Source organism: Legionella tunisiensis (assembly GCF_000308315.1).
GTDB lineage: Bacteria > Pseudomonadota > Gammaproteobacteria > Legionellales > Legionellaceae > Tatlockia > Tatlockia tunisiensis.
This window is the reverse complement of the sequence record NZ_CALJ01000317.1, coordinates 1-9,785: the sequence shown is the minus strand read 5'-3', so window position 1 is coordinate 9,785 and position 9,785 is coordinate 1. Positions and strand designations below refer to the sequence as shown.

Sequence of the window (9,785 nt, the reverse complement as noted above, 5' to 3'; positions counted from 1 at the left end):
AAGTAACGGTAAAGTTTAGTAACGTAAGTTTGGGTGGCGAAAGTAAAGTCGGACGAACTACGTGCTTCGTTTATAGTAGTGTACGGTAGGGGGGGGACTCTCATTAGCGGCAACAGGTTTTTGCCAGTCAGGTTGCTTGGTAATATGGCGAACGATACGACATATCATTTCTTTTTAGACATCTTCAATCTCCGGAATTGTTAATAATAGGTTATTTGAACAGCATAGTAGTCATAAATCAACCATTATTTCGTTTTGTTTGCGAACACATTTGCAATTCTAATCTTACTTTTGGCAAAACGTGACTAAAAATTATAAGTAATTGCTTGGGAAGGATAAATTAAACCAAACGATTTTTTAATTAGAATTATTGGAACAAAGGCATTGTCCTGAGTTAGAATAGATTGTATCTAAAATATCCAGGTAATAACTCAGATGTTTGCCAAATTAATCATCGCATTAACTCCTATGGTATTGGCTCTGCCTTTGGCAATGGATATTTATGTACCTGCTATTCCTCATCTAACACGTGATTTTCACGCCAGCGATACACAAATGTTGATGACCTTGAATTTATTTATGCTCAGTGCAGGTTTTATGCAGTTAGTGATTGGGCCTATCTCGGATCATTTTGGTCGTCGAAAAGTTTCATTGGCGGTCATTCTATGTTTTGCTATTGGCTCAATCTGTTGTGGTTTGGCAGAGAATGTCTACGAATTGATTGGGTATCGTATTATTCAAGCATTAGGCTCTTGTGGCATGATCGTACTTGGTTTTGCCATGGTGAGAGATCATTATGCGGGTGAGAAAAGCGCTAAGGCTTATAGTTTTTTAAATGGAATGATTTCATTTTCTCCCATTTTTGCTACGTTTATAGGCAGCTATCTTGATCTTTATCTGGGATGGTCGGCAACTTTTTGGGCTCTTTTACTGGTCGCTATACCTGCATTATATACAATAGGCATCTGGCTTGATGAATCATTGCCAGTCACGAGGCGAACGCCCTTAACCAAAAAATATTTGTACAATATTTCCACGTCATACGAAATCAGGATTTTGCTGTTTATACTCTGGCTTCAGCGTTTGGTCATTGTTATTTATATTTATTTTGTGCCTTGTCTCCTTATTTGATTCTTCGAGCGCTCCAAATCCCGCAGACTCATTATGGTTTTATTTTTGCTTTATGGGTATCTCTCTATTGTTTGGTAGTTTTATTGGAGGATCCATTGTTGAACGTCTGGGTATTTTAAAAACGTGTCTCCTGGGCTATTTGCTAACGCTTATCGGGGGATTATGGATGCTTATCTGGTATTTGCTTCAAGGTTTGAGTATTCACAATTTTATTTATCCGATGTTACTTATCGGCACTGGTGGTACGTTCTGTATGGGGGGCTGGCACAGGCGGTTCAATGGCTCCCTTCGAAGAAGCAAAAGGAGCTGCTGCAGCGGCTGGAGGCGCTTTACGTTTCCTATTTGCGGGTATTGTTGGTTATTTATTGATTAATAAAACAGTGACGTCTACCTTGCCTTTAGCAATCCCTGCTGTCTTATTCAGTCTTATTGGTATTGGCGTATTATTTTTATTTAATCGCGAAACCGAGCATAAAACGGATATTGCTTATGATAGTTAAAATCTATCAAATTTATAAATATATTCGATTTTACTTATAATTATCGTTTGCCTACAGTTACAGATGTAAACCCCATAAATCGGAGAAGAATATGATTGCTGTAGGCAACAAATTTCCTGAGTTTCATCTTAAAGCGACTGTTAGTAATGACATGCACAACGCGTTTAAAATAATTACCAATGAAACCTATCAAGGTAAATGGTTGGTTTTGTTTTTCTGGCCTAAAGACTTTACCTTTGTTTGTCCAACTGAAATTGCCGAATTTGGCAAGCTGAATACCGAATTTAATGAACGTGATGCCCAAGTTTTAGGGGGCAGTACTGACAGTGAATTTGTTCATTTGGCGTGGAGAAATCAACATCCAGATTTACGCGAATTACCTTTCCCAATGTTGGCTGATATTAAGCGAGAATTAACCCAGGCTCTGGGTATTCTTGATGAGCATGAAGGTGTTGCTCAGCGTGCTACTTTTATCATTGATCCTGAAGGAACCATACGTTTTGTTATGGTCACTGACTTGAATGTTGGCCGTAATCCACAAGAGGTATTGCGCGTTCTTGATGCGTTGCGAACGGATGAACTTTGCCCTTGTAATTGGAAAAAAGGTGACCAAACTATTCATTTAGATTAATTCATTCCATTCATTGAATGGTAACGCTATGTTAGACATAATAAAACAACTTAATTGCCAGATTTTGCCCTCTGTACAGCTACTTAAAATCGTATCGTAAAAGAGGATTTCCAAAGATAGGTGTCTTGTTACTATGTTTACTAAAACAGTATAGGTAATAAAGCATTTATTCAAGGTGAGTTCGGTGTGGTCGAAACTGGTATATTTGATTAAATCCCGTACAAAAGACTACGTCTTTTTACGGGATAATGTATAAAGTACTTATGTTCTTTATATCGCTAAACGATCGTTATTTAATTACTCCACACGCAATTCGGGCTCCGCCGCCGCCAAGAGGAGGATTATCGCTATAATTATCACCACCGGCATGTATCATGACAGCCAACCCTTTAAGGTCGCTGGTTTTTAAGCGAGGTGCCAGAACAGGTACATTGGCATTACCATCCTCCATCACATATAAGACTGGTAAATCACCTAGATGTCCTTTACCGTAAGGACCTTGATGGCTATTTGTGTTTTTAGGATCGTAATGAGCGCCGGCATGCATACCCGTATCACCACAATCAGGATGTTGGTGCAAATGAAAACCGTGGTAAACCCGGGGGAAGCGTTGTGAGCGTTGGTATTATTAGCAGACCAAGATCGGTATCTGTGAAAACAACTTGTCCTAACTCCTTTTTTTCTCCTATAGTAGAATAAATCGTTGCTGTGGTTTGTGCTGCATAACTTGTTGTAAACATAAGTGAAGATAGAAGTAAACCAACGAATTTATTCATGATGCTCCCTGCTTATTAAATTTTTAGTGAATTGAATGGTCAATTCTACTTTGCTTAAAAAAGTTTTGATAGATTTATCAAGTCAGAATTTTAGGAAAGAAGGCCCTGGGAAAGTTTACAAATGACAGGCTATTGAGGCTAGACCACCAAGTATTTATCTAGTTAAAATAGTAGTCTTTCTGTTACTTGGTGTTTCTTGTGGGCTCTTTAAAAGTACATTGTGCATTAGCCTTTACTATATTATTTTGGGCCTCGGCATTTGTCGGGATCCGGATTGGGTTGACGGCTTATTCTCCAGGTGCACTTGCTTTGTTACGATTTTTGGTTGCTTCGTTCGCTATGGCAATGATTTACTTCCATCTTCCCGCTAAGAAAAAATCTCTTGGTCAGATCGCGTACAGCTGCTGTTGTTGGGAGTAGCAGGCATTGGTATCTATAATATTTGTCTGAATTATGGGGAGCTTAGCGTTTCTGCAGGGGTGGCCAGCTTTGTTATCGGTTTGATTCCAGTTGTTACCATTGTTTTATCAGTTCTATTTTTGCAAGAACGGCCAACTCCAGCTGTTTGGGGGGGTATCCTTATCAGTTTTATTGGACTGTTGTTTTTGATAATAGGGGAAGAAAGCAATTCTGCTTCCATGACGAGTGGGGTGTTAGTTATTTTAATTGCTACTTTTATGGGGGCTTTTTATACCGTGGCGCAAAAGCGTTATTTGCGAAATTATCACCCAGTAGCTGTTACTGCCTGGATAATATGGGGCGGCACTCTCATGCTACTTATTTTTCTCCCCAGTTATGGGAAGAAATCAAAGTGGCTAATCAACAGGCAACTTTTGCTGCCGTCTATATGGGGGTTTTTCCTGCGGCTTTTGCCTATGTGGGATGGAGTTATGTTTTGAATTATTGGTCTGCCTATAAAGCGTCAATGTATCTTTATTCTTTACCTCTGTTATCTACATTATTAGGTTTTATTTTGCTGCATGAAGAGTCATCTTTTTTATCATTAAGCGGTGGAATTATTTCTTTAATGGGAGCATTACTGGCCACCAGATTGCGGGTATCTCAACCTGTCTGGACACAAGTTGAGAAATTTCCGAAAAAATTGCTGAAATAAGCTATTGATTTTAGGCTCGGAGAAAAAATCTTGTCTTTAATGGATCTAACCACTCGCGCTGGCGACCGTGGTTTTGTGAGTGGTTTCATCATAGTCTGGCAAAGCTGTTGCAAGAGGTGGTAATTGCAGGACATTGCAGATCATTAATGCATCATGAAAAGCCTGTTTTGGCGCTTTGTATTGTCCATTAGGTTCAAAGAACTGGCGCATTGAGGTTTGGGCAAAAAACTCTGTTGCAGAGGCTTTAACAAAGCGCGCAGGTGGCAATAAACTTTTATTAACGACCTGTGCAAGTTCAGGATTAATGTCATTGTAATCTGGGTTGTTGCGTGAATATACGCTGCTTTTGAAGTTCCAAAAAACAAATTTGGCTTCCAATAGCAGCATTTCTCCACCAAATTGAGGTTCACTTTTTTTGTATTTATTAAATTGTTGCTGTATTTCAGGTGTTGCAAAAAAGTATTTCGGTCTATTTTTTTAATCCATCAAAAACTAGTTTTATTCCAGCATGATAGCTGTTGTAGTTAAGTAATCTTTGCATAAAAAATAGTTTTTCACCATTTGCTGTTTCATAGGCACCATAGGCAAAAAGACCATTTAACTCTTGTGGTAGTGCTGGTGAAAAATCACCATGGAAGAAATTGAACTTTCCTTCTTCGACGATGAGGAAAAAAATTTTTTTGCATCAGGTGACTCTTAAACATTTCAAAGAATAAAGAGGGTAATGCAAAAAACTATTGAGATGCAAATTACTGTATATAAGCCAGATTAAGATCGAAGGCTGTCAGATTGCATTAAAAGCATTATACTCTTGTTTTCTGTCCTTTTGTGAGTGCTCATGGAATTGAGAATTGATAATACCCCTTTCAAGGCCTTATTCGAACCACTTGATTTAGGGTTTACCCAGTTAAAAACCGTTTGCTTATGGGATCCATGCATACGGGTTTGGAAGAAGACAAAGAAGGTTTACAGCGTTTAGCTGCCTTTTACCGTGAGAGGGCGCAAGGTGGTGCCGGCTTGATAGTAACTGGAGGTTTTGCACCCAATCGTTCGGGACGTTTGGCTCCCTTTGCGGCAAAATTAACGTCCGCTAAAGAGCAACAACGTCACGAAATTGTGACGCACACTGTGCATGAGGCTGGGGGCAAGATTGCTCTTCAAATTTTACATGCTGGTCGTTATGGTTATCATCCCTTTATTGTTGCTCCCAGTGCTTTAAAATCACCGATCAGTCCGTTTAAACCCTGGATGATGAGTAAGCGTCGTATCGCAAAAACCATTAAACATTTCGCGCGTTGTGCTCGCCTTGCTAAAGCGGCAGGTTATGACGGAGTGGAAATTATGGGTAGTGAAGGGTACCTCATTAATCAATTCATTGTGACGCATACCAATCAGCGCCAAGATGAATGGGGTGGTGATTTTACTAACCGTATTCGTTTTCCGGTAGAGGTGGTACGGAGTGTACGTGAAGCAGTCGGTGAAAAGTTTATTATTATTTATCGTTTGTCGATGCTCGATCTGATTGCCGACGGCAGCAGTTGGGAGGAAGTTGTTACTCTGGCGAAAGCAATTGAGCAAGCAGGAGCTAGTTTGATTAATACCGGCATTGGTTGGCATGAGGCACGTATTCCCACCATTGCAACGATGGTCCCTCCTGCAGCGTTTACTCCAGTAACCAAACGGCTCAAACCAGAAATTAATATACCAGTGATTACTTCTAACCGAATCAATACCCCAGAACTGGCTAACCGTTTAATTAGTGAAGAGGTTGCGGACATGGTGTCAATGGCGAGGCCATTCTTAGCCGATGCGCAATTCGCTGAAAAAGCCAGAATAGGTGAGAGTAAAGCGATTAATGTTTGCATTGCCTGTAACCAAGCCTGCCTAGACCGAGTATTTGTTAATAAAACAGCGTCTTGCCTGGTCAATCCACGTGCTGGCAATGAGACAGAATTAGTTTATCAATCAGTACATCATGCCAAAAAATTGCTGTTGTTGGTGCTGGGCCGGCTGGTCTTGCTTTTGCAACAGTAGCAGCCGAACGAGGCCATCAAGTAACGCTGTTTGAAAAAAGTGATGTTTTGGGTGGGCAGTTTAATTTAGCGAAAAACATCCCTGGTAAAGAAGAATTTCAACATACTATTAATTATTTCACGCATCAATTGAAAAAATTTCAAGTTGATGTTCGGTTAAAAACAGCCGCTGATGTGAATTTACTGAGTGATTTTGATGAGGTTGTACTTGCAACAGGAATTAAGCCAAGGGTACCTGATATTCAAGGGATAGATCATAAAAAGGTTATGAGTTATGTGGAAGTAATTCAACAGCAAAAAATTCCTGGTGAGCGGGTAGCCATTATTGGTGCGGGGGGGATTGGTTTTGATGTGGCTGAATGGTTAACTCACGAGCACGTTAATGAGCATCCGCAGCAATTTTATGATGAGTGGGGTATTGATATCAAAACTGAACATCGCGGTGGTGTGAAACATCCTGAGATCAGTAAAAGCCCACGTCAAGTGTATTTATTACAGCGCAAAAAGGAAAGCATGGTAAACGGTTGGGAAAAACTACTGGTTGGATCCATCGATTAAGTTTAAAACACAAAGAGGTTAAAATGCTTGCCGGTGTAGAATATGAACGAATAGATGATCAGGGTTTACATATTCGTATCGATGATAAAGCACAAGTTTTAGAGGTGGATTCAATCGTGATTTGTGCTGGGCAGGATGAATTACGGGATCTGTTTGAACCTTTGAAACAAAGAAAACGATCGGTGCATTTGATTGGTGGGGCTTTTAAAGCGTTGGAATTGGATGCACGTCATGCTATTGATCAAGCTTGCCGTTTGGCAGCGTTGTTATAAAACCCTATAGTTAAAAATTAAAGAGGATATAAGTAGAAATAGCAAAATCGACCAAATGTTGAAAAAGATATAACGGAAAAGAAAAGAAAAAACTTGGTAAGATGGTTTGATAGAAAATCATGGAAGAATAGTATTTTCTCTTATAAAAATAATTAATTACATTTAACTACGAATCTATCTTGGTTAGGTTTATAGCCCATCTTTATCTTGTTTTAATCAGGTTGAGGAAAATAAAATTCGTGCATCATCCTGCTTATTTTGTTATAATACTGAGCAATTTTTACATTGCTTTATCCGTTTTAGCATTATGCTTTAATCTATTGGAATATTTATGACACAAGAATTAGCAAGCTTTGCAGCGCTCAATTTATCTGATCTTTTATTAAAAGCGCTCGAAGATATGAAATTTAAAGTCCCATCACCTATCCAGGTACAAACTATACCTGTCTTGTTGGAAGGACGAGATGTAATCGCGCAAGCACAAACAGGAACAGGAAAGACTGCTGCGTTTGCCTTACCTATTTTGCAACGATTAGTGCAAAAATCGCAGGCTACCCAAGCATTGATTTTAGCCCCAACCCGTGAATTAGCCATTCAGGTTGCTGAACAGTTTGAAGCGTTGAGTGCTCATCAAAACGTTACTGTCTCTGTGCTTTGCGGCGGACAAGAATATCGCCGTCAATTGAAACAACTACGTGAAGGTGCGCAAGTTGTTGTGGGAACACCAGGGCGAATTCTTGATCACATCGATCGCGGTACTTTGCAATTAGGTCATTTAAGTACTTTTGTTCTTGATGAAGCAGACGAAATGTTGCGAATGGGTTTTATCGAAGATGTGGAAACAATTCTTTCCAAATTGCCTGCTGAAAAGCAAATGGCTTTGTTTTCAGCTACGATGCCTTATCGTATTCGCCAGATTGCCAACAGTTATTTGAATAATCCTGTTTCTGTTGAGATTCGTGCGGAAACTGCTACCGTGAAGAGTATTGAGCAACGCTTTTTATTTGCATCACCGGCACAAAAAACAGATGCTTTATTGCGTGTATTGGCTGTAGAAGATTCGCAAGGCGTTATTGTATTTGTTCGTACCAAAAGCAGCACAGAAGAAGTAGCAGAGGTTTTGCAGCAGCAAGGATATCGTGCTATGGCAATTCATGGTGATATTACCCAGGCCTTGCGTGAGCGAATTATTGCACAGTTTCGGCAAGGGACGATTGATATTTTAGTTGCTACAGATGTTGCAGCGCGTGGATTAGATGTTGAACGTGTTACCCATGTGATTAACTATGATGTTCCACATGATTGTGAAACGTATGTCCACCGCATTGGCCGTACAGGCCGCGCCGGTCGTAGTGGGATAACGGTTTTGTTTGTTACACCGAAGGAAGCACGTATTTTGAATACGATAGAGCGTCATACTCGCCAGCGTATTGAAAAGATTGTGGTGCCGAATGATTACATGATCCAGACAGCGAAACAGCAACGTTTTATGGCAACTATTACTGCACGTTTGCAACATGAAAATTTACCGGCTTATCAACGTATCATTGAAGAGTTTGTCAAAGAAAATCAGGTCGCGGCGACTGATGTAGCAGCGGCCCTTGCTTTATTATTAAATCAGGATAAGCCATGGCAGCGTGAACTCTCTCTTCCAAAACCTGCTCGTTCTGCCAAAGTGGCACGAGTTAGAGAAGGCGACTTTAAGGCGAGTCGTAATCCTGATCGTAAGAACGATAAAGGTAAAGATAGAAGGCAATTCCGTGATGATCATCCACAGGAATTATTCCGTATTGATATTGGTCGTGTGCATGGCGTTAAACCCGGTAATATCGTTGGTGCTATTGCTAATGAAGCCGGATTACAAAGTCGTTTTATAACTGGACTCAAAATTCATGATGATCACTCCACTGTACGCTTACCTAAAGGAATGCCAAAAGAAATATTCCAGGAATTGAACAAGGCTTGGGTTTGTGGCCGACAATTGAAATTCACTTCTCTGGATATGGTATAAGCCTGTCATATACGGCTGTCAGATGGCAGCCGTATATGATTTGCTCCAAGTGCTCTACTCTATATATGATTACGCAACATTAATTCTTCTGGATAGGGTGATAAATAACTTTGGTTATCAAGATAAGGTTGCCGATGATGCTTCATATGATGTTTAAGCAGGGTGACGGGGACAATCAACGGTAAAAGACCCTGACGATAATTGGCAATAGATTCAACGAGTTCTTGCTTATCTATTTTGTTAAGTACCTTTTTAAAATAGCCTAAACAATGCTGTAGCACATTAGCATGTTTTTTAGGTGTAGCAATATAATAACTAAGGATTTGCATAAAATTATAGATATAATTTTCTGCGAATTGTTGAATATCATCCTGTTTATTAATGCGGCTAAGCGCCTCTCCGAGTTTATGACTAGTTATTGGATGATGTGCCATCAGGGTTAATTTGTGGCGAGTATGAAAAGCAAGAATTTTAGCTATGGTTAACCCAGATCCAACTAAATCTTGCCACTCTTTGTATAGAAATATACGTTCAACAAAATTCTCACGCAGGCGAGGATCGTTAAGACGTCCTTCTTCTTCAATAGGCAAACAAGGATAGTTAGCCGCCAGGGTTTTGGCATATAGCCCTTGTCCATTATGCTTGACTAGTCCGGGGCTTTGATAAATTTTTACTTGTTTCCAGCCGCAGGTTGGTGATTTGCTTTTTAAAATATAACCACTCAAATGTTTTAAATCCGTCATAATGTTTTGGGAAAAA

At 39.8% G+C, this 9,785-nt stretch carries 8 protein-coding genes and 2 pseudogenes; 7 read left to right on the top strand and 3 right to left on the bottom strand.

Annotated features, from left to right (window positions below; all coding sequences use genetic code 11):
• Positions 1 to 435 precede the first annotated feature (435 nt).
• The 3 genes from BN58_RS35475 (at position 436) to BN58_RS19300 (ending at position 2,262) form a co-directional block, all read left to right on the top strand.
• The gene (locus BN58_RS35475) at positions 436 to 1,131 is read left to right on the top strand and encodes an MFS transporter (protein WP_019218236.1); all 696 of its coding nucleotides are present in this window, start codon (positions 436 to 438) and stop codon (positions 1,129 to 1,131) included.
• 239 nt (positions 1,132 to 1,370) lie between these two features.
• Positions 1,371 to 1,631: a hypothetical protein gene (locus BN58_RS35470; protein WP_232220837.1), complete on the top strand. Its 261-nt coding sequence runs from the start codon at positions 1,371 to 1,373 to the stop codon at positions 1,629 to 1,631.
• Between the two features lie 91 nt (positions 1,632 to 1,722).
• On the top strand, positions 1,723 to 2,262 hold the full coding sequence (locus tag BN58_RS19300) for a peroxiredoxin (protein ID WP_019218234.1): 540 nt from the start codon (positions 1,723 to 1,725) through the stop codon (positions 2,260 to 2,262).
• A 289-nt stretch (positions 2,263 to 2,551) separates the two neighbouring features.
• On the opposite strand, the pseudogene BN58_RS27460 reads toward BN58_RS19300, so the two are convergent.
• Positions 2,552 to 3,038, bottom strand: a pseudogene (locus BN58_RS27460) (superoxide dismutase family protein).
• 407 nt (positions 3,039 to 3,445) lie between these two features.
• Between BN58_RS27460 and BN58_RS38130 the strand changes: the two are divergent.
• Both BN58_RS38130 and BN58_RS38125 read left to right on the top strand, forming a co-directional pair.
• A complete protein-coding gene (locus BN58_RS38130) occupies positions 3,446 to 3,937 on the top strand; it encodes a DMT family transporter (protein WP_408605517.1) in 492 nt (163 codons plus the stop codon).
• A complete protein-coding gene (locus BN58_RS38125; protein WP_408605516.1) occupies positions 3,886 to 4,152 on the top strand; it encodes an EamA family transporter in 267 nt (88 codons plus the stop codon). The genes BN58_RS38130 and BN58_RS38125 overlap by 52 nt, the downstream gene beginning before the upstream one ends.
• 45 nt (positions 4,153 to 4,197) lie before the next feature.
• On the opposite strand, the gene BN58_RS19285 is transcribed toward BN58_RS38125, so the two are convergent.
• Entirely contained in the window at positions 4,198 to 4,539 is a 342-nt protein-coding gene (locus BN58_RS19285) for a hypothetical protein (RefSeq protein WP_019218230.1), read from the bottom strand.
• A 451-nt stretch (positions 4,540 to 4,990) separates the two neighbouring features.
• Here BN58_RS19285 and BN58_RS37295 point away from each other — a divergent pair.
• Positions 4,991 to 7,015: pseudogene (locus tag BN58_RS37295) on the top strand (oxidoreductase).
• Between the two features lie 331 nt (positions 7,016 to 7,346).
• On the top strand, positions 7,347 to 9,026 hold the full coding sequence (locus BN58_RS19275) for a DEAD/DEAH box helicase (RefSeq protein ID WP_019218229.1): 1,680 nt from the start codon (positions 7,347 to 7,349) through the stop codon (positions 9,024 to 9,026).
• Positions 9,027 to 9,085: 59 nt separating this feature from the next.
• Here the strand turns inward: BN58_RS19275 and BN58_RS19270 are convergent.
• On the bottom strand, positions 9,086 to 9,785 hold a 700-nt coding region (locus BN58_RS19270; protein ID WP_019218228.1), incomplete at its 5' end, for a YbgA family protein.

Coding starts and splice junctions, on each gene's coding strand:
- BN58_RS35475 (WP_019218236.1), top strand. CDS start 436: ATGTTTGCCAAATTAATCATCGCATTAACTCCTATGGTATTGGCTCTG.
- BN58_RS19300 (WP_019218234.1), top strand. CDS start 1,723: ATGATTGCTGTAGGCAACAAATTTCCTGAGTTTCATCTTAAAGCGACT.
- BN58_RS38125 (WP_408605516.1), top strand. CDS start 3,886: ATGGGGGTTTTTCCTGCGGCTTTTGCCTATGTGGGATGGAGTTATGTT.
- BN58_RS19285 (WP_019218230.1), bottom strand. CDS start 4,539: ATGCTGCTATTGGAAGCCAAATTTGTTTTTTGGAACTTCAAAAGCAGC.
- BN58_RS19275 (WP_019218229.1), top strand. CDS start 7,347: ATGACACAAGAATTAGCAAGCTTTGCAGCGCTCAATTTATCTGATCTT.